General features: G+C 65.1%; 16 protein-coding genes. 13 read left to right on the forward strand and 3 right to left on the reverse strand.

The window, feature by feature from the left end; genetic code table 11:
* Window positions 1-38 precede the first annotated feature (38 nt).
* Complete coding sequence (locus tag IC762_RS17060) at window positions 39-407, reverse strand: hypothetical protein (RefSeq protein ID WP_195789920.1); 369 nt, start codon at window positions 405-407, stop codon at window positions 39-41.
* Window positions 408-581: 174 nt separating this feature from the next.
* On the opposite strand from IC762_RS17060, the gene IC762_RS17065 reads away from it, so the two are divergent.
* The 6 genes from IC762_RS17065 (at window position 582) to IC762_RS17090 (ending at window position 7,531) form a co-directional block, all read left to right on the forward strand.
* A complete protein-coding gene (locus tag IC762_RS17065) occupies window positions 582-1,112 on the forward strand; it encodes a DedA family protein (protein ID WP_195789921.1) in 531 nt (176 codons plus the stop codon).
* A 128-nt stretch (window positions 1,113-1,240) separates the two neighbouring features.
* The gene (locus IC762_RS17070) at window positions 1,241-3,907 is read left to right on the forward strand and encodes a DUF3857 domain-containing protein (RefSeq protein ID WP_195789922.1); all 2,667 of its coding nucleotides are present in this window, start codon (window positions 1,241-1,243) and stop codon (window positions 3,905-3,907) included.
* Between the two features lie 178 nt (window positions 3,908-4,085).
* Complete coding sequence (locus IC762_RS17075) at window positions 4,086-5,075, forward strand: MBL fold metallo-hydrolase (protein ID WP_195789923.1); 990 nt, start codon at window positions 4,086-4,088, stop codon at window positions 5,073-5,075.
* A gap of 221 nt (window positions 5,076-5,296) precedes the next feature.
* The gene (locus IC762_RS17080; RefSeq protein WP_195789924.1) at window positions 5,297-5,962 is read left to right on the forward strand and encodes an FMN-binding negative transcriptional regulator; all 666 of its coding nucleotides are present in this window, start codon (window positions 5,297-5,299) and stop codon (window positions 5,960-5,962) included.
* Window positions 5,959-6,927 (forward strand): N-acetyl-gamma-glutamyl-phosphate reductase, encoded by a 969-nt coding sequence (gene argC, locus IC762_RS17085; protein WP_195789925.1) that lies wholly within the window; start codon window positions 5,959-5,961, stop codon window positions 6,925-6,927. The genes IC762_RS17080 and argC overlap by 4 nt, the downstream gene beginning before the upstream one ends.
* A 10-nt stretch (window positions 6,928-6,937) precedes the next feature.
* A complete protein-coding gene (locus IC762_RS17090; protein WP_195789926.1) occupies window positions 6,938-7,531 on the forward strand; it encodes a class I SAM-dependent DNA methyltransferase in 594 nt (197 codons plus the stop codon).
* 62 nt (window positions 7,532-7,593) lie between these two features.
* Here the strand turns inward: IC762_RS17090 and IC762_RS17095 are convergent, their stop codons facing one another.
* Window positions 7,594-7,992: an MAPEG family protein gene (locus tag IC762_RS17095; RefSeq protein ID WP_195789927.1), complete on the reverse strand. Its 399-nt coding sequence runs from the start codon at window positions 7,990-7,992 to the stop codon at window positions 7,594-7,596.
* A gap of 74 nt (window positions 7,993-8,066) precedes the next feature.
* Window positions 8,067-9,875: a PHA/PHB synthase family protein gene (locus tag IC762_RS17100; RefSeq protein WP_195789928.1), complete on the reverse strand. Its 1,809-nt coding sequence runs from the start codon at window positions 9,873-9,875 to the stop codon at window positions 8,067-8,069.
* A gap of 310 nt (window positions 9,876-10,185) precedes the next feature.
* Here IC762_RS17100 and IC762_RS17105 point away from each other — a divergent pair, with 310 nt between their 5' ends.
* The 7 genes from IC762_RS17105 to IC762_RS17135 all read left to right on the forward strand — a co-directional run bounded on the left by IC762_RS17105 (window position 10,186) and on the right by IC762_RS17135 (window position 18,081).
* On the forward strand, window positions 10,186-10,473 hold the full coding sequence (locus tag IC762_RS17105) for a hypothetical protein (RefSeq protein WP_195789929.1): 288 nt from the start codon (window positions 10,186-10,188) through the stop codon (window positions 10,471-10,473).
* A gap of 214 nt (window positions 10,474-10,687) precedes the next feature.
* Entirely contained in the window at window positions 10,688-11,908 is a 1,221-nt protein-coding gene (locus IC762_RS17110; protein WP_195789930.1) for an LL-diaminopimelate aminotransferase, read from the forward strand.
* Window positions 11,909-11,930: 22 nt separating this feature from the next.
* Window positions 11,931-13,250: a homoserine dehydrogenase gene (locus IC762_RS17115; RefSeq protein WP_195789931.1), complete on the forward strand. Its 1,320-nt coding sequence runs from the start codon at window positions 11,931-11,933 to the stop codon at window positions 13,248-13,250.
* Window positions 13,251-13,428: 178 nt separating this feature from the next.
* Entirely contained in the window at window positions 13,429-14,427 is a 999-nt protein-coding gene (glpX, locus tag IC762_RS17120; RefSeq protein ID WP_195789932.1) for a class II fructose-bisphosphatase, read from the forward strand.
* A gap of 108 nt (window positions 14,428-14,535) precedes the next feature.
* Window positions 14,536-15,255 (forward strand): haloacid dehalogenase type II, encoded by a 720-nt coding sequence (locus tag IC762_RS17125; RefSeq protein WP_195789933.1) that lies wholly within the window; start codon window positions 14,536-14,538, stop codon window positions 15,253-15,255.
* Window positions 15,256-15,410: 155 nt separating this feature from the next.
* The gene (recJ, locus tag IC762_RS17130) at window positions 15,411-17,252 is read left to right on the forward strand and encodes a single-stranded-DNA-specific exonuclease RecJ (protein WP_195789934.1); all 1,842 of its coding nucleotides are present in this window, start codon (window positions 15,411-15,413) and stop codon (window positions 17,250-17,252) included.
* Between the two features lie 19 nt (window positions 17,253-17,271).
* Window positions 17,272-18,081: a glucose 1-dehydrogenase gene (locus tag IC762_RS17135; RefSeq protein ID WP_195789935.1), complete on the forward strand. Its 810-nt coding sequence runs from the start codon at window positions 17,272-17,274 to the stop codon at window positions 18,079-18,081.
* The last annotated feature ends 200 nt before the right edge of the window (window positions 18,082-18,281 follow it).

Below are 18,281 nucleotides of genomic sequence, written 5' to 3' on the forward strand. Positions count from 1 at the left end.
GCAGGCCCGGGCCGTCCCCTACAGATAGGGGTGTCGGATTACGCCTGCGAGGTGCGGAATACAACGATCGCGAACAGGGCCATGGCGACCACCACGATCAGCGATCCGATGATGGGGGCGGCGACGAATGACTCTCCGTTCACGAGCACCATCGCTACCCCGGCCGGAAACAGGATGCCGCCGATGATATGCAACCAGCCCTGGATCCTCGCCAACCGCATCGCGCCCGCGGCCGGCACCAAACGGTAGTAGAGGCCGAACAGGAACAGCAGCACACCGCCGACCAGGTTGAGATGCGCATGCGCCGGCCCCATCGTGAAGTCGTGCCCGATTCCCATGGCGATGCCCGCGAGCATTCCGAACAGCAGCACGACAACGCTCACGCACATCATCACTGATCCGATCATTCAATTCTTCCTTCTTCGTGTCAGGGATGCCGGCCGGCCCGCGCTGAAGGGGAAATCACGATCGATCCCCGGCTTTGTGACTTGAAGTCACGCAATGGGCTGGCTTACCTGTTCTTAGGTGAGGAACCGGCAGAAAGGTTCATTCAAGGTCAAACGGGGAAGGCAAGCGACGAGATGGAAGATTTTGCGCACGCGCTGGCCGAATTCGTGCGCCATCATCAGGCTTGGGCCGCTCCGATCGTCCTGTTGCTCGCGTTTGGTGAATCGCTTGCCTTCATCTCGCTGCTGATCCCGGCCTGGGGCGCGCTGGTCGCGATCGGCGCGCTGATCGGCGTCAGCGGTATCAACTTCTGGCCGATCTGGATCGCCGGCGGCATCGGCGCGGCGCTCGGCGATTGGGTCTCCTACTGGTTCGGCTACCGCTACAAGGAACAGGTGGCCCAGATGTGGCCGCTGTCGCGCTATCCCGAAATCCTGCCGCGCGGCGAGGCCTTCGTGAAGAGCTGGGGCGTGCCCAGCATCTTCATCGGCCGCTTCTTCGGTCCGCTGCGCGCCTCGGTGCCGCTTGCCGCCGGGATTTTCGAGATGTCGTACTGGCGATTCCAGATCGCCAATTTCGTCTCCGCGCTGGTGTGGTCGGCGGCGCTGCTGCTGTTCGGCGACGTGATCGCCAAGGTCATGGAATGGATGTGGCGGGTGGTGTAGGCCGCGGTTTCCCGGCACCACACGCGATGGGAGAATGTAAAAGTTTTTCTATCCAGGCGAGGGGGTGCTAATCTCCCGATGCTAGCTCAACTACCGACGTTACAGATCGTCGCCGGGCTAGCATCACAATGGTCGCGCGAATCCTCTTCTTACCCATCCTGCTGTTGGCTCTGGCGAGCCAGGCCGCGGCCGAACCCGCGGACACGTTCGTCGCCGGAGCCGTAGACCGGCAACAGGTCTGGGTCGACCCGGGCTGGCGGCGCACGGTGATCCGTTATGCCGTCACCTTCGACGAGCAGGGCCTGAGCACGACGGTCTATGATTTCGAGGCCGAGGCGCTCAACGAAAAGGGGGCCGAGGCCCTCGCCCAACGGGCCGTTGGCTACAACAGCTATTTCTACGACGTTTTGTCCAGCGAGCTCGCCACCTTGAAGGCCGACGGCCGCGTCATCGCGGTCGACGAGCGCGCCGTCCGCGATCAGCCGGCCTCAACCGATTCGTCATCTCCCTATTTCGACGAGCGGCGCCAGCGGATCATCGCCTATCCGGATGTCGCGCCCGGCGACAAGGTGAGAGGACGGCTGATCTACAAGGCGAAGCGAGCCGAATTTCCCGGCGAGTTTGCGCGTTACTGGAGCCAGCCGGCAGATCAACCTCCCGAGGTGATCGAACTGACGCTCGATGCGCCTGCCTCGAAGCCGCTGCGCGTCGCAGCGCGCAATGTCGAGCACAGCGAGGAGCGATCCGGCGATCGGATCATCCATCATGTCCGCTTCAGGCAGGACACGCCGCGGCCGCGCCTGCTCGACATGGGATCGTTCGACGATGCCAGCCGCTTCGAGGTCAGCACCTTCGCGGACTACGCCGCATTGGCGGCCGTGCTGAACGCCCGCAACGCGCCGATGGCGCAGCCTGACGAGAGTGTGCGGAAGCTTTCGGCCGAGATTGTCGGCGATGCCGCCGACACGCGCGGCAAGGTCGAGCGGATCCACAACTGGGTCGCGCGCAACATCCGCTATGTCGGGATCGGTTTGGAGGACGGCGGCCTAACCTCGCAACCCGCATCCGCCGTGCTCGCGGCGCGCTACGGCGATTGCAAAGCGCATGCGACGATCCTCAAGGCGCTGCTCGCGGCGCAGGGGATCGAGGCCAATCTCGTCGCCGTCAACGCCGGCATGCAGTACACGCTGACGGAAGTCGCGACGCAGAATTTCGACCACGCGATCGTCTATGTTCCGGCGATCGACCGCTACCTCGACCCGACGGCCTCGCTGACTGCCTTCGACGCGTTGCCGCCGAACCTCGGCGGCAAGCCGGCGCTCAACATCGACAAGGGGACGGTGGCCCGCATTCCGGTGGCGGGACCGCAGCGCTTCGCGCTGGCGGCAGACACCGACTACACGCTGCTCGACGATGGCACACGGCGGGCGCGCTCGGTCTTGTCCGGCAGCGGATTGGGAGCGGTCATCGGACGGTCCGTGGCACAGGGCCTCGAGACGGTCGACAGGCAGAACAGCGCCAAGCGGATGGTCGAGCAGGCCGGGCTGGCCGGCAGTGGCGACTACAGCTTCCCGAATCCGCGGGACCTGTCCGACGCTTTCGCCATCACCGCGACGTTCGAGATCAGCAAGCCCGTCAACCTGCATTATCCCGAGCGCATCCGAACGCTGCCGCTAACGGATCCGCGGCCGTCGCTGCCGATGCTCGCCGCGGGTAGCGCGACCGAGCGGGCGTTTCCCTGTCGCGCGCTGGAGTACCGGGAGACCAGCTCGCTCACGGTGCCGGAAGGAACCCATTTCTTCGAAAAGCCGGCGCCAGTCACCTACAGCAACAGCTTTGCCGGCAGCACCGCATACGGCCCCGCAACCGGCCGGATCGAGGTCAATGCGACGGCCACGCTCGATGGCCAGACCATCCGCACCAACGCCGTCGTGCGCTTCAGCGTCGACGCTGCGATCTGTCCCGCCGCGTTTGCAGCGGCGATCAAGACCGGCTTCGACAAGTTCACGGAGTTCAGATATCGGCAGGTTGGACTGACGCCCCGGTCGGTGCCGCTCGTCACCGATGTCAGCGCCGACTATACCGACGGCGTGAAAGCGTACCAGTCGCAGAACTATCCGCGCGCGATGGCACTGCTCCGGCCCTACGCAGAGAGCGGCAACGCCTCGGCGCAATCCTATGTGGCGTACATGTACGAAAGCGGTTACGGCGTCGAGCGCAACTCTGCCGAGGCCATCCGCTGGTTCCAGTTGGCGGCGGCGCAGGGCGATTCCTACAGCCAGGGGAAGCTGGGATATGCCTATGAGTATGGGCTTGGCACGGCACGCGACGAGAAGGCCGCAGCCGAGTGGTACGCCAAGGCGGCCGAGCGGGGTAACGTGTTCGGCCAGTCGCGTTTGGGACGGCTCTATCGGGACGGTGTGGGCCTCGCCCAGGATTATCAGCAGGCCGCCAACTGGTTCTCGAAGGCTGCCGACCAGGGCTCGACCTGGGCGCAGATGAATCTCGCGCTGCTCTATCTCAAGGGCCAGGGACTGCCGATGGACCAGTCCAGGGGCATTGCGTTGTTGCGGATTGCAGCGGACCAGAACGACGGCGATGCCCAGTATAATCTGGGGTACGCCTATGAGAGCGGCACCGGCGTGCCAAAGGACACCCAGGAAGCCATCAAATGGTACGCCAGGGCATCCGATCGCGGCAGTACGCTCGCCCACGCGCGTCTGCAGGGATTGCTGGCCGGCGGCGGCTTCTGGGAGAGCCTGCTGCGCCACATCGGCTTGCTCAGCAAGCTGTGAATGCAACCGCAGCTCGGCCGGCCGTGGCGTCGGAATAACGCCGCCGGTGCAGGGTTAGCCGGGAAGACGGTGGATCGCGCAGCCGTCATCGCAGAACCGGGCGAAACGCTGTTAAAACCTCGCCCAACGACGCGAATTGCGCTGCTCGCTACCAGCATCTGATTGGGAGGACACCACCATGGAATTGTCACGACGTCACGCTCTCGCCGGCGCCGCGGGGCTCGCCGCCGCGCCGCTGCTGTCCGCCGCGGCCGCCAACGCGGCGGCACCGGCCGCCGATAAGCAGGCGCCGAGCTTCTATCGCTACAAGGTCGGCGACATCATGGTCACCGTGGTGTCCGACGGCAAGAACGTCTTCAAGCTGGAAGACGGCTTCATTCCCAATGCGAAGCGCGAGGATGTCAACGCGGCGCTGGAAAAGGCCTTCATGCCGCGCGACATGATGACGATCTGGTTCGCGCCGCTGGTGCTCAACACCGGCGGCAAGCTGGTCGTGATCGACACCGGCAATGGCGCGCTGGCGAAGGCCAACAGCAAGGGCGCCAACGGCGTCTTCGCGGACAATTTCGTCGCGGCCGGTTTCGATCCCAAGGCGGTCGACATGGTCGTGATCTCGCACTTCCACACCGACCACGTGAACGGGCTTTTGACCGCCGAGGGCACGCCGGCGTTCCCGAACGCCGAGGTGCTGGTGCCGGCGACCGAATGGAAGTTCTGGATGGACGACGGCGAGATGAGCCGGGCGCCGGCCGGCCGCATGCAGGGGCTATTCAAGAACAACCGCAACATCTTCGAAGCCGGCTTGAAGAAGAAGGTCACGCCCTATGAGTGGGGCAAGGAGATCGCGCCGGGCCTGACCTCGGTCGAGACCATCGGCCATACCCCTGGCCACACCTCCTATGTGCTGGCGTCCGGCTCGGACAAGGTCTTCATCCAGTCCGACGTCACCAACAATCCGAACCTGTTCGCCACCAATCCGGGCTGGCATGCGTTCTTCGACCAGGACGGTGACGTGGCCGAGAAGACCCGGCGGCGCATCTACGACATGGTGGTTGCCGAGAAGCTCCAGGTGCAGGGCTTCCACTATCCGTTCCCGGGCCTCGGCAACATCGTCAAGGACGGCAACGGCTATCGTGTCGTGCCGGCGCCGTGGAATCCGGTGATCTGACGGTTTTCCTTGACGTGACGCGGGCGCGGCCTTATTAGCCGCGCCCATGATCAACGCCGCGACCATCATCATCGCCCGTCGCCGCCGTACCCTCGCGGTACAGGCGGTCGTTCGCGTTTAACGATCATCGCCTCTGCCGCCGGATTTCTTCCCGCGGCGCTCTCCTTACGAAGACACGCGGTACGATCTGGCGGCTCCCTTGTCACGCAGGAGCTACCACCATGTATACGCCACCGGTATTCAAACCCGACCGCGCCGCAAGCCTCGCCTTCGCGGAAGCGCGCGGCTTCGGCCTTGCCTGCGCGTGGGACGGCGGCAAGCCGGTCGCCTCCGCGCTACCGTTCTACCTGACCTACGCGAGTGATGGCACGCCGCGGGCGCTGTTTCATGTCGCCGGTCACAATCCGCTGGTAAAGCTGGCAGGCGGCGCCTCCTGGCTGCTGGCCGTCACCGGCGCGGATGCCTATGTGTCGGCGGACTGGTACGTCTCGCCCGACCAGGTGCCGACCTGGCTCTATCAGGCCGTGCACCTGACCGGGCCGGTGCGGACGCTGTCGGATCAGGAACTTGCCGTTCAGATCGATACGCTGAGCGCCAAGTTCGAGGAGCGGCTGTTGCCGAAAAAGCCGTGGCTGCCGGCCAAGATGACAGCCGCGCGGCTGGATGCCATGAAGAAGGCGATCGTGGGCTTCGAGATGACGGTGGAAGAGGTGGAGGGCAGCTTCAAGCTGAACCAGCACAAATCCGAGACCGATTATGCGGCGGTCGCGGGCAGCCTTGCCGCGCAGGCCGACGCCGGCGCGCAGGCGATCGCGCTTTTGATGCGGCAGACGCGGCCGGATGTCTTTGCAAACCAAACGAACGAGCTCGAAAGGAGCGTGCCATGACCCTCACCGAAACCAATCAGCTGAAGACTGCGCGCGGCGCGACCAAAACCGTGTTCGTTGACGGCGCGTCCGGCACCACCGGCCTCGGCATCCAGGAGCGGCTGCGCCTGATCGGCGATGTCGAGGTCAAGCACATCGCCGAGGACAAGCGGAAGGACGCCGGTGCCAAGCGGGCGTTGATGGAGGAGGTGGATCTGGTGATTCTGTGCCTGCCGGACGATGCCGCCAAGGAAACCGTCGCCCTGATCGATACGATGGGCAACGCCGCGCCAAAGGTGCTCGATGCCTCGACCGCCTATCGCGTCGCGCCCGACTGGGCCTACGGCTTCCCCGAGCTCGCGCCCGATCAGGCCGACAAGATCAGGATGGCACCGAAAGTGTCGAACCCGGGTTGCTATCCGACCGGCGGCATCGCGCTGCTGCGGCCGCTGGTCGATGCCGGCCTGCTGCCGGCGGACTATCCGCTCGCCGTCAATGCGGTGAGCGGCTATTCGGGCGGCGGCAAGTCGATGATCGCGAGCTTCGAGGACGGCTCGGCGCCGGCGTTCGAACTCTACGGCCTCGGCTTCGAGCACAAGCACGTGCCGGAGCTGCAGCTCTATTCGCGGCTGACTCGGCGGCCGATCTTCGTCCCATCGGTCGGCAATTACCGACAGGGCATGCTGGTTTCGGTGCCGCTGCAGCTCGACACGCTGCCAGGCAAGCCTACGGGTGCAGACCTGCAGGCCGCGCTGGCGAAGCGCTATGCCGGCAGCAAGCATGTCACGGCGATGCCGCTGCACAGCGAAGGCGGCAAGCTCGAGCCGGAGGCGCTCAACGAGACTAACCAGCTCGAGCTCTATGTCTTTGCCAGCGACAAGCACCACCAGGCGGTGCTGGTCGCTCGCCTCGACAATCTCGGCAAGGGGGCCTCGGGCGCGGCCGTGCAGAACATGCGGCTGATGCTGGGGCTGGCCGACGCCTGAGTGCCGCGTCGTGGACGACGAGACGCTGCAATTCTATCGGCGCAATGCCGAGGCCTATGCCGGGTGGGCGAAAGCGCCGTCCACCCGGCTGAAGGGTTTCCTCGCGCTCTTGCCGCGGGGCGGCGCGATCCTCGAGCTCGGTTGCGGCGCCGGTAACCACGCCGCGGTGATGCTTGCGGACGGCTTTGTGTTGCGTGCAACCGACGGTTCGCCCGAGATGGCTGCGGTCGCGGCGCGCCGCATCGATCATCCCGTCGAGGCGATGCGTTTCGACGAGCTCGAGGATTGCGAGATCTATGACGGCGTCTGGGCCAGCGCCTGTCTGCTGCACGTGCCGCGCGACGAGCTGGCGGGCATCCTGGCCCGCATCCATCGCGCGCTGCGGCCGGGCGGCATCTTCTACGCGAGCTACAAGATCGGCCACGACGACGGTCGCGACAGCATCGGCCGCTACTACAATTATCCGCCCGCAGAATGGCTGCAGGCGACCTACGCCGCGTCAGGCGCCTGGACGCAGGTCTCGTCCGACACCGGCGAGATCAAGAGCTTTGACGATGCGCCCGCGACGATGCAGCACATCGTGGTGCGCAAGACTGCGGAATAGCACGACTGCGGAATCGGGAGGCCGGTGCGGCCGAGTGCCGCGACCGGAGGCAATGATCGGCTTCAGACGATCTTGAAGATCGCGAGCGCCAGGACGATCTGAGCGATGAAGCCGACCGTGAAAGCCAGTGTGCGGAACACCGGCACACCCAGCGCGTAGACGATCAGGTGCGCGACACGAGCCCAGAAATAGACGGCGCAGGCCAGCACGGTCCATTTGGTGGAATAGTCGGCGGCGTTGAGGATCAGCACCAGCGGCGCGAAGATCACGAGGTTTTCGATCGCGTTGTCATGCGCGAACATCAGCCGGTTGGCCCATTCGGCATGGGGCTTGTCGGTGCGCGAGGGATTGGCCATGGCGCCGGAGAGGCCGCGGACCTGGATCCGGTTCAAGGTGTAGGGGAGCCACAGCAGTCCGGTCAGGATCACCGTCAGCGCCAGCCAGAACAGTTCACGCGTCATCGTCTCCCCCTCGAATGATTTCGATTCCCGGCCCGGCCGGGACGATTTGTTATAGCCGAGCGGGAGGCACAGCGCTATGCGCGGACGCGGACGTAGCTGCCCGGTGCGTCCTCGAGCGGTGGCGTCGCGACCGAGCCGGCCTCGCGCGCCGGCACCTGCTCCGGATCGTGGCTCTCCAGCCATTGCCGCCAGTCCGGCCACCACGAACCCTTGTGCTCCTCGGCGCCCTTCATCCAGTCGGCGAGCTTGACGCCCTTGATGTTGTCGTTGGTCCAGTACTGGTACTTCTTCGACGCCGGCGGATTGACCACGCCGGCGATGTGGCCGGAGCCGGACAGCACATATTTCACCGGGCCGCCGAAAAACTGCGAGCCGTAGAGCACCGATTCCGCCGGCGCGATGTGATCCTCGCGGGCCGCCAGATTGTAGACCGGAACCTTCACCTTCGAGAGATCGAGCAGCGTGTTGTCGAGCACCATGGTGCCGGTCGACAGCCGGTTTTCCAGGTAGCAGTTGCGCAGGTAGTAGGAGTGGTTCGACGCCGGCATCCGCGTCGCGTCGGAATTCCAGTGCAGCAGGTCGAACGAGGAGGGTGACTTGCCCTTCAGATAGTTGTTCACGACATAGGACCAGATCAGGTCGTTGGAGCGCAGCATGTTGAAGGCCATCGCCATCTTGCTGCCCTCGAGCACGCCGCTCTCCTGCATGTCGCGCTCCAGCGCCGAGATCTGATCCTCGTCGACGAACACGAGCAGATCGCCGGCCTGGGTGAAGTCGACCTGCGCGGCAAAGAACGTGGCCGAGGTCACGCGCTGGCGGCGCTTCTCGGCGAGATAGGCCAAGGTCGAGGCGAGCATCGTGCCGCCGACGCAGTAGCCTGCGGTGTGCACCTTCATCTCGCCGGTCGCCTTCTCGATCACGTCCATCGCCGTGAGCGGGCCTTCGGTCATGTAGTCGGCCCAGGTCTTCTTGCCGAGCTCCTTGTCTGGGTTGACCCAGGAAATCACGAACACCGTGATGCCCTGGTCGACGCACCATTTGATGTAGGATTTCTCGGGGCGCAGATCGAGGATGTAGAACTTGTTGATCCAGGGCGGCACGATCAGGAGCGGCGTGCGCAACACGTGCTCCGTCGTCGGCGAATACTGGATCAGCTGCATCAGATCGTTCTGGTAGATCACCTTGCCCGGCGTCGTCGCCATGTTGACGCCGACCTCGAGATTGCTCGGATCGGACTGGCGGATGCGCAGCGTGCCGTGGCCGGCCTCGATATCCTCGGCCAGCATCTTCATGCCGCGGACCAGATTGTCGCCGCTGCTGTCGACGGTGGCGCGCAGCAGTTCAGGATTGGTCAGGACGAAATTCGACGGCGCGATCGCGTTGGTGATCTGCTGCACATAGAACTCGGCCTTCTTGCGGGTATGCGGATCGATCCCTTCGGCGTCGTGGACCAGTTGCTGCGCCCATCGCGAGGTCAGGAGGTAGAGCTGCAGGATGAAGTCGAAGAACTGGTTCGATTTCCACTCCGGATCCTGGAAGCGCTTGTCGCGCGGGGCCGGCTCGATCGCCGGCTTGGCGTCGGCTTCACCGGCCATGCGGCGCGCCGCCATGCCCCAGAGATCGAGATAGTCCTTGCCGAGCTGCATCTGCAGTGCCGAGGCGCGCTCCTTGTCGGACAGCCAGTATTCGGCGATCACGCTGAACGTCTTGACGACCTCGCCGAACTCGTTCGGCGTCTTGTCGCGGAGCTCACCGTTCTGGCGCGGCTTCAGATAGGCCGCAAGCGCCTGGCCGCTGCTCTCCATCGCGCGCGCGATGTTCATGGCGAAGGCTTCGGCGTTGAATTTGGGGGCGGTCTGGGAGTCGGGAATGACGTTGCTCATCTCAAGGACACTATCGCTTCGTATCGGGGGCGTCATCGCGCGGTGCGGCATTGATAATCAGTCAAATTCCAACGTTTCGTTGTGTTGCACTGCGACAAAAAAGCTTTGTTCTGACATATTGATGCCTCAGCGGATGGTTTTGGTGCTTCCGGCTTTAATCGTTTCGGACAACAATGGTTTGAACGACTAAGGTAAGATTTGACGCAGCGGGGACGCTGCAAGGCTTGTACCAGTGCGGCTCGTACCAGTGCGGCCCGTGTCGGCGAGGGTGCGCATCGCGCGCGGCCTGCTTGTTGGGGATATTCGGCGGATGCCGATCGATCGGATGATGAGGGGGCTCGTGGGCGCCGCGCTGCTTGCGTCGATGGCGGCGCTGGGCGGCTGCTCGAGCACGGTTGCCGATATGACATTGCCCGCCGACGCCCCGGCGCGGGCAAAGGATCCGAGCGGCTATCTCCCGGTTCACGATTTGCCGCCCGATCGTACCGAGCAGACCATGAAGCCCGCGGATCAGGCGAAGCTCGAGCAGGAGCTGATCGCCGCGCGCGACCACCAGGCCCAGGAGTCCGGCGCGACCCAGAATACGTCCGGGAAGTGAGGCCGAACGGCCGATCAGCGCTGGCGCCACCGGGCGTCCGTGCTAAAAGAACCTCAATTCAACCGCATATCCGGCCGTCGCCCGCTGATTGCGCGCCTGAGTTCGCTTTAAGTCATTGATTTAAGTGCGATTTCTGGATGAGGCCGGCTCCGGCCTCGAACAAGCCGCAGGGGTGATCGATTCTGGCATGCAGGTTTGTCGGAGCAAGGGTCCCATGGAAGATTTCTACCGCATTCGCCGTCTGCCGCCTTACGTCTTCGAGAAGGTCAACCAGGCCAAGGCGGCCGCACGCAATGCCGGGGCCGACATCATCGACATGGGCATGGGGAACCCGGACCTGCCGACCCCGCCGCATGTGATCGAGAAGCTGAAGGAGACGCTGGGCAAGCCGCGCACCGACCGCTACTCGGCCTCGCGCGGCATCAACGGCTTGCGCAAGGCCCAGGCCGGCTATTACGCGCGCCGCTTCGGCGTCAAGCTCAACCCGGACACCCAGGTCGTCGCGACCCTCGGCTCGAAGGAGGGCTTTGCCAACGTCGCCCAGGCGATCACCGCGCCAGGCGACGTCGTGCTCTGTCCGAACCCGAGCTACCCGATCCATGCCTTCGGCTTCCTGATGGCCGGTGGCGTGATCCGCTCGGTGCCGTCGGAGCCGACCCCGCAATTCTTCGAGGCGGTCGAGCGGGCGATCATTCATTCGATCCCGAAGCCGATCGCGCTGATCGTCTGCTATCCGTCGAACCCGACCGCCTGTGTCGCCGACCTCGACTTCTACAAGGACCTGGTCGCGTTCGCGAAGAAGCACGACATCTTCATCCTGTCCGATCTCGCCTACGCCGAAGTCTATTTCGACGACAACAATCCGCCGCCGTCGGTGCTGCAGGTACCGGGCGCGATCGACGTCACGGTCGAGTTCACCTCGATGTCGAAGACCTTCTCGATGGCCGGCTGGCGCATGGGTTTTGCGGTCGGCAATGAACGCATCATCGCAGCGCTGGCGCGGGTGAAGTCCTATCTCGATTACGGCGCCTTCACGCCGGTCCAGGTCGCGGCGACCGCTGCGCTGAACGGACCTGACGACTGCATCCGCGAGATGCGCGACACCTATCGCAAGCGCCGCGATGCGCTGGTCGAGTCGTTCGGCCGCGCCGGCTGGGAGATTCCGCCGCCGCAGGCCTCGATGTTCGCCTGGGCGCCGCTGCCCAAGGCATTCGAGGCCGTCGGCAGCATGCAGTTCGCAACCTTGATGGTGGAGAAATCCGGCGTCGTGGTGTCGCCCGGTGTCGCCTTCGGCGAGCATGGCGAAGGCTATGTCCGCATCGCGATGGTGGAGAATGAGCAACGGATCCGGCAGGCTGCGCGCGGCGTGCGCCGCTTCCTTGAAAGCGGCATCGAAACGTTGCACAACGTGGTTCCTCTCGCCAACCGACGCTGATCTCCCGGGTTCCTGAATTCTCATGGTTGCACCGTTGAAAGTGGGCATAGCGGGGCTCGGCACCGTCGGTGCCGATGTCCTCCGCCTGATCGATACGCAGGCGCGCGTGCTCGCCGAGCGCTGCGGCCGCGGTGTGCGGGTCACGGCCGTCACCGCACGCTCGAAAGCCAAGAAGCGCGGTCTCGATCTGGCCGGCATCGCGTGGGCCAAGAGCCCGCAGGCGCTCGCCGAGGATCCCAACATCGACTGCTTCGTCGAGTTGATGGGCGGCGCCGGCGATCCTGCGCTGTCGGCAATCGACGCCGCGCTGAAGTCGGGCAAGTCGGTCGTGACCGCCAACAAGGCGCTGATCGCCAAGCATGGCCTGCGTCTCGCCGCCGCCGCCGAGAAGCATGGCGGCGCGTTGAATTTCGAGGCGGCCGTCGGTGCAGCGATCCCCGTCATCAAAACGCTGCGCGAGGGGCTCGCCGGCACCGGCATCAGCCGCGTCTATGGCATCCTCAACGGCACCTGCAACTACATCCTGACGCGGATGGAGCAGGAGGGCCTGTCGTTTGAAGAGTGCCTGAAGGATGCCCAGCGCCTCGGCTATGCCGAGGCCGACCCGTCGTTCGACGTCGACGGCTACGACACCGCGCAGAAACTTGCGATCCTGGCGAGCCTCGCCTTCGGCACCAAGGTCGCCGAGAGCGCGGTCTATGTCGAGGGCATCTCCTCGATCGCACCTGAGGACCTCAAGGCCGCTGCGGAGCTAGGCTACCGGGTCAAGCTGCTCGGGGTCGCGGTCCGCACCGCGAAGGGCATCGAGCAGCGCGTGCATCCGACCATGGTGCCGAAATCGTCCTCGATCGCCCAGGTGATGGGGGTGACCAATGCGGTGACTGTTGACGGCGAGGGCATTCCGCCGATCACGCTGGTCGGGCCTGGCGCGGGCGGCGGCGCGACCGCCTCGGCCGTGGTCGCCGATATCGCCGATGTGGCGCGCGGCATCCGCGCCAGGCCGTTCGGGCTGCCGGTCGAGCGGTTGCGCGACACCACCAAGGCGCCGATGGAGCGCCACGAGGGCGGCTACTATATCCGCCTGATGGCGCGCGATCTTGCAGGCACTGCCGCAACAATCGCCACCCGGCTGGCCGAACAGAAGATATCCCTGGAATCGATCGTGCAGCGTCATCCGGATGGCGTCGACGTGAACGGTGCGGCCAAAAAACCTTCACCGGTTCCGGTCATTCTGATTACCTATGCTACCACCGAGGATGCGGTGCATCGGGCACTGGCCGCGGTGCAGCGCGACAAGGTCATCAGCGGGCGGCCGCAGGTGATCCGGATCGAGAAGAACTAGAGCGTTTTCGAGCGAAGTGGGTACCGGTTCGCGTGAAGAAAACGCGTCAAATGTAGAATCTGGAACTTCCATTCCGATACGATCGGAATGGCAGTTCCAGCGCTCGGCCCGAACGGGTCGCGCGCGAGACGATTGATGCGGGCAGGGGTCCCTGTCCCTGAGACCTGAGGAGTACGCGATGTCGACCCATATTTCCGTTCCGCCGCAGATGCTGCTCGAGCGCATCCTGACGCTTGAAATCGTGCGGGTGACGGAGCGCGCGGCGGTGTCGGCCGCGCGGCTGCGCGGCCACGGCCAGGAGAAGGCGGCCGACAAGGCCGCGGTCGACGCGATGCGGCGCGAGCTCAACAAGCTGCCGATCGAGGGCACCATCGTGATCGGCGAGGGGGAGCGCGATGAGGCGCCGATGCTGTTCATCGGCGAGAAGGTTGGGCTCAATGCCGGTCCCAGGGTCGACATCGCGGTCGATCCGCTCGAAGGCACCACGCTGTGCGCCAAGAACATGCCGGGCTCGATCGCCACCATGGCGATGGCCGACGGCGGCACGCTGCTGCACGCGCCAGACGTCTACATGCAGAAACTCGCAGTCGGTCCGGGCTATGCCAAGGGCGTCGTCGAGCTCGATGCCTCGCCGGCCGACAACGTCCGCCGCCTCTCCAAGGCCAAGGGCGTCGATCCCTCCGCCATCAACGTGCTGGTGCTCGACCGCCCGCGCCATGCGGACATCATCAACAGCGTGCGCTCGACCGGCGCTGCAGTGCAGCTGATCACCGACGGTGACGTCGCCGGCGTCATTCACTGCGCCAAGCCCGACGAGACCGGCGTCGACATGTACATCGGCACCGGCGGCGCGCCCGAAGGCGTGCTGGCGGCCGTCGCGCTGCGCTGCATCGGCGGCCAGATGCAGTGTCGCCTGATCCTCGACACCGAGGAGAAGCGCGAGCGCGCCCACAAGATGGGGGTCACCGACCCGAAGATGATCTACGGCATCGAAGATCTGGCCCGCGGCGACTGCCTGTTCGCCGCCACTGGCGTCACCACCGGCTCGCTGCTGTCGGGCGTGAAGTTCAAGAAGGACGTGATCGAGACCGAGACCGTGGTGATGCGCTCGGTGACCGGCACCGTGCGCTACATCAAGGCCGAGCACCGGCAGCTGGAGAAGTTTCATCTCGATTGAGAACAAGAACAACAACAATCGTCGTCATTCCAGGGCTCGCGAAACGAGAGCCCGGAATGACAAAGTGAAAGTGTGACGCAACCAAAAACAACAAAGGGAGAGACGCGCATGTCCGACATCTCCGGTGTCAAAGCCCTGGTCTTCGACGTGTTCGGCACGGTGGTCGATTGGCGCACCAGCCTGATCAACGACTTCACCAAATGGGGGGAAACGCGCGGCGTCACGGTCGACTGGACCGCGCTGGTCGACGGCTGGCGCGCGGTCTATTCCGCCTCGATGGATGAAGTGCGCAAGAACCCGCAAAACGGTTATGTCATCCTCGACGTGCTGCATCGTCGCTCGCTGGAGACGCTGGTCGCGCAGCTCGGCATCAAGGGCCTGACCGACGCCGACCTGCACCATCTGACGATGGGCTGGCACCGCCTCCATGCCTGGCCCGACAGCGTCGCGGGGCTGACGCGGATGAAGACGAAGTACATCCTCTCGCCGCTGTCGAACGGCAACGTCGCGCTGCTCACCAACATGGCGAAGTTCGCTGGCCTGCCCTGGGACCTCGTGATGTCGGCCGAGCTGTTCGAGCACTACAAGCCCGATCCGGAGACCTATCTCGGCGCCGCAAAGCTGCTCTGCCTCAAGCCCGAGCAGGTGATGATGGTCGCCGCGCACAATTACGATCTCAAGGCCGCGCAGAAATACGGCCTGAAGACGGCCTTCGTGCCGCGCCCTAGGGAATACGGCCCGCTGCAGAAATACGACCTCGAGGCCAGGGGCGACTGGGACATCGTCGCCAACGATTTCGGTGGGATAGCCGACAAGCTCGGCTGCTAGGGCTGGCCTGCGAATCATTGAAGCGTTACGGTTCTTTCCTAGATCGTTCGGTTCCGAGTAGTTCGAAACCGAACGATCTAGATTCTGTTTTGACGCGTTTTCTTCACGCGAACCGATGTTCACTCGCTTGAAAACGCTGTTGCTCGGAAAGGACCATGACGCTCCACGCATCCGCACTGCCCGTCGAGATGCCACCGGCATTCCTCGGCGTGACGCGCTCTCTCACCGGAAAGCTCTGGCGCGACCGGCTGGATGCGCGCGGCGCGGCGCGGGCGCTCGCGATCGTGCAGCGGCACAATCTGCCCGAGATGCTGGCGCGCGTGCTGGCCGGGCGCGATGTCGAGATCGATGGGGTCGCCGACTATCTCGATCCGACCATCCGCAAGCTGATGCCGGATCCGCATACGGTGACCGAGATGGAGGTTGCGGCCAGTCGTATTGCGGACGCCGCTGTGCGCGGCGAGAAGGTCGCGATCTTCGGCGACTATGATGTCGACGGCGCGACCTCGGCCGCGCTGCTCGCCTGGCATCTGCGGCATTGCGGGCTCGATCCGCTGATCCACATTCCCGACCGTCTGTTCGAAGGCTACGGGCCGAATACCGACGCCGTCCGCGCGCTGGCGGCCAAGGGCGCGACGCTGCTCGTCACCGTCGATTGCGGCACCACCAGCATCGAGCCGCTGGCGGAAGCGAAGCAGCTCGGGATGTCGGTCGTCGTGATCGATCATCACCAGACCGGCGACGAGCTGCCCGTGGTCGACGCGCTGGTGAATCCGAACCGGCCCGATGATCTCTCCGGCCTCGGCCATCTCGCGGCGGTCGGCCTCGTGCTGGTGACGCTGGTGGCGATCAATCGCGAGCTGCGCCAGCGCGGCTTCTGGTCGAGCGGGATGCCGGAGCCTGATCTGCTCGGCATGCTGCATCACGTCGCGCTCGGCACCGTCGCTGATGTCGCGCCGCTGATCGGGCTCAACCGTGCCTTCGTCGCCAAGGGACTGATCGCGATGCGACGGCGCGACCATGTCGGGCACACCGCGCTGATGGACGTGGCGCGGCTGAACGGGCCGCCGGAGGCCTGGCATCTCGGCTTCATGCTGGGGCCGCGCATCAATGCCGGCGGCCGCATCGGGCGGGCCGATCTCGGCGTGCGATTGCTGCTCGAGGGCGACGTCTCGGAGGCTGCGCGGATTGCGGCCGAGCTCGACCGCCTCAATGCCGAGCGGCGCGTGATCGAGCAGGCGGCGGAAGCACAGGCCGAAGCCGAGGCGCTGGCTTCGCTCGGGCTCGAGGACAAGGGCGCGGTGATCGTCACCGCGGCGGAAGGCTGGCATCCCGGCGTGGTCGGGCTGGTCGCGGCGCGGCTGAAGGAGAAGTTCGCGCGGCCCGCATTTGCGATCGCGCTCGAGCCCGGTGGCATCGGCACCGGATCCGGGCGCTCGATCGGCGGCGTCGATCTCGGCAAGGCGGTGCGGCAGGCCGTGCACGACGGCCTGCTGATGAAAGGTGGCGGCCATGCGATGGCTGCCGGCGTCACGCTGCGGAAGGAGAGGCTCGCCGAATTCCGCGCCTATCTGGAAAGCGCGCTTGCCGCCGACGTCGCCAACTCGCGTCACGAGAACGAGCTGTTCATCGACGGCGCGGTGACCGCGCGCGCCGTGACGCCGGAATTCGCCGCGACGCTCAATCGTGCGGGCCCGTTCGGCAGTGCCAACCCCGAGCCGGTGATCGCATTGCCGTCGCATCAGCTCGTCTACGCCGACGAGGTTGGGCAGGCGCATCTGCGGCTGCGCTTCAAATCCGGCGATGGCTCCATCGTCAACGGTATCGCATTCCGCTCGGTCGGACAGAAGCTCGGCAGCGCCTTGACGCAAAATCGCGGTCAACCATTGCATGTGGCGGGCTCTCTGTCGGTCGACCGTTGGCAAGGCACCGAACGTGTGCAATTCCGTGTGCTCGACGTCGCGGTGCCCGATCAAGGCCCGGCGGTGATCCGATAAGAAACGAGCGGGAGTGGACATGTCAGGACAGGTTTTGGGCAAGGTCGCGCTGGTGACCGGCGGCGCATCGGGCATTGGTGCTGCGATCGTGGAGCTGCTGGCGCTGGAGGGCGCGACCGTTGTTGCCACCGATGTCGATGAGCTGAAGGGGCCAGAACTCGCCGCGCGGCTCGAGAAGGCGGGCCGCGCGGTGATCTTTCTGCAGCAGGATGTCACCAGCGAGGAGCGCTGGATCGAGGTGGTCGCCGAGATCGGCAAGCGTTTCGGCCGCCTCGACATCATGGTCTCGAATGCCGGCATCGGCGTCGGCGTGCCCTCGATCGTCGACATGACGCTGGCGGATTGGCGCCGGCAGACCGCGATCAACCTCGACGGCGTGTTCCTTTCGGTGAAGCATTCGCTGCCGCTGATGCGCAAGCACGGCGGCGGCTCGATCGTGATGATGTCGTCGCTCGCGGGCCTCCGCGGCGCAGCGAACCTCGCCGGCTACAGCGCCACCAAGGGCGCGGTGCGGCTGTTTGCCAAGTCGATCGCAATGGAGTGCGCGCAGATCGGTGACGGCATCCGTGTCAACTCGGTGCATCCCGGCATCATCGACACGCCGATCTGGGGCAAGATCCCGACCGGCGCTGCCGGTGCCGGCCAGAACGCGCCGATCGATCCGGAGGAGCGGGCCCGATTTGCCACGCCGCTCGGCCGTGCCGGCCAGGCGATGGAGATTGCGCAGGGCGTGCTGTATCTCGCTTCCGACGCGTCGCGCTATGTGACGGGGACCGAGCTCGTGATCGACGGTGGCATGAATGCCGGCGGCGTGGTGCGGAGGACATAGAAGCAGCTGTCGTCCCCGCTTTGTGGGGACGACTATGTGGAGCGATCCCGCACTACCAAACAATCGGTGTCATCACCCGCGCATGCGGGTGATCCAGTATTCCAGAGACCGCGGTGCTTGAGAAGATGGGCCGCGGCGTACTGGATCGCCCGATCAAGTCGGGCGACGACAGTGGTGGGTGAGGACGCAGTCCGCAACCT

Origin of the sequence: Bradyrhizobium genosp. L, from assembly GCF_015624485.1 — a bacterium.
Lineage (GTDB): Bacteria > Pseudomonadota > Alphaproteobacteria > Rhizobiales > Xanthobacteraceae > Bradyrhizobium.

What these genes read in the sequence shown, in the direction of transcription:
- IC762_RS17060 (WP_195789920.1), bottom strand. Translation starts at nt 407, where the DNA reads ATGATCGGATCAGTGATGATGTGCGTGAGCGTTGTCGTGCTGCTGTTC.
- IC762_RS17065 (WP_195789921.1), top strand. Translation starts at nt 582, where the DNA reads ATGGAAGATTTTGCGCACGCGCTGGCCGAATTCGTGCGCCATCATCAG.
- IC762_RS17070 (WP_195789922.1), top strand. Translation starts at nt 1,241, where the DNA reads ATGGTCGCGCGAATCCTCTTCTTACCCATCCTGCTGTTGGCTCTGGCG.
- IC762_RS17075 (WP_195789923.1), top strand. Translation starts at nt 4,086, where the DNA reads ATGGAATTGTCACGACGTCACGCTCTCGCCGGCGCCGCGGGGCTCGCC.
- IC762_RS17080 (WP_195789924.1), top strand. Translation starts at nt 5,297, where the DNA reads ATGTATACGCCACCGGTATTCAAACCCGACCGCGCCGCAAGCCTCGCC.
- argC (WP_195789925.1), top strand. Translation starts at nt 5,959, where the DNA reads ATGACCCTCACCGAAACCAATCAGCTGAAGACTGCGCGCGGCGCGACC.
- IC762_RS17095 (WP_195789927.1), bottom strand. Translation starts at nt 7,992, where the DNA reads ATGACGCGTGAACTGTTCTGGCTGGCGCTGACGGTGATCCTGACCGGA.
- IC762_RS17100 (WP_195789928.1), bottom strand. Translation starts at nt 9,875, where the DNA reads ATGAGCAACGTCATTCCCGACTCCCAGACCGCCCCCAAATTCAACGCC.
- IC762_RS17105 (WP_195789929.1), top strand. Translation starts at nt 10,186, where the DNA reads ATGCCGATCGATCGGATGATGAGGGGGCTCGTGGGCGCCGCGCTGCTT.
- IC762_RS17110 (WP_195789930.1), top strand. Translation starts at nt 10,688, where the DNA reads ATGGAAGATTTCTACCGCATTCGCCGTCTGCCGCCTTACGTCTTCGAG.
- IC762_RS17115 (WP_195789931.1), top strand. Translation starts at nt 11,931, where the DNA reads ATGGTTGCACCGTTGAAAGTGGGCATAGCGGGGCTCGGCACCGTCGGT.
- glpX (WP_195789932.1), top strand. Translation starts at nt 13,429, where the DNA reads ATGTCGACCCATATTTCCGTTCCGCCGCAGATGCTGCTCGAGCGCATC.
- IC762_RS17125 (WP_195789933.1), top strand. Translation starts at nt 14,536, where the DNA reads ATGTCCGACATCTCCGGTGTCAAAGCCCTGGTCTTCGACGTGTTCGGC.
- recJ (WP_195789934.1), top strand. Translation starts at nt 15,411, where the DNA reads ATGACGCTCCACGCATCCGCACTGCCCGTCGAGATGCCACCGGCATTC.
- IC762_RS17135 (WP_195789935.1), top strand. Translation starts at nt 17,272, where the DNA reads ATGTCAGGACAGGTTTTGGGCAAGGTCGCGCTGGTGACCGGCGGCGCA.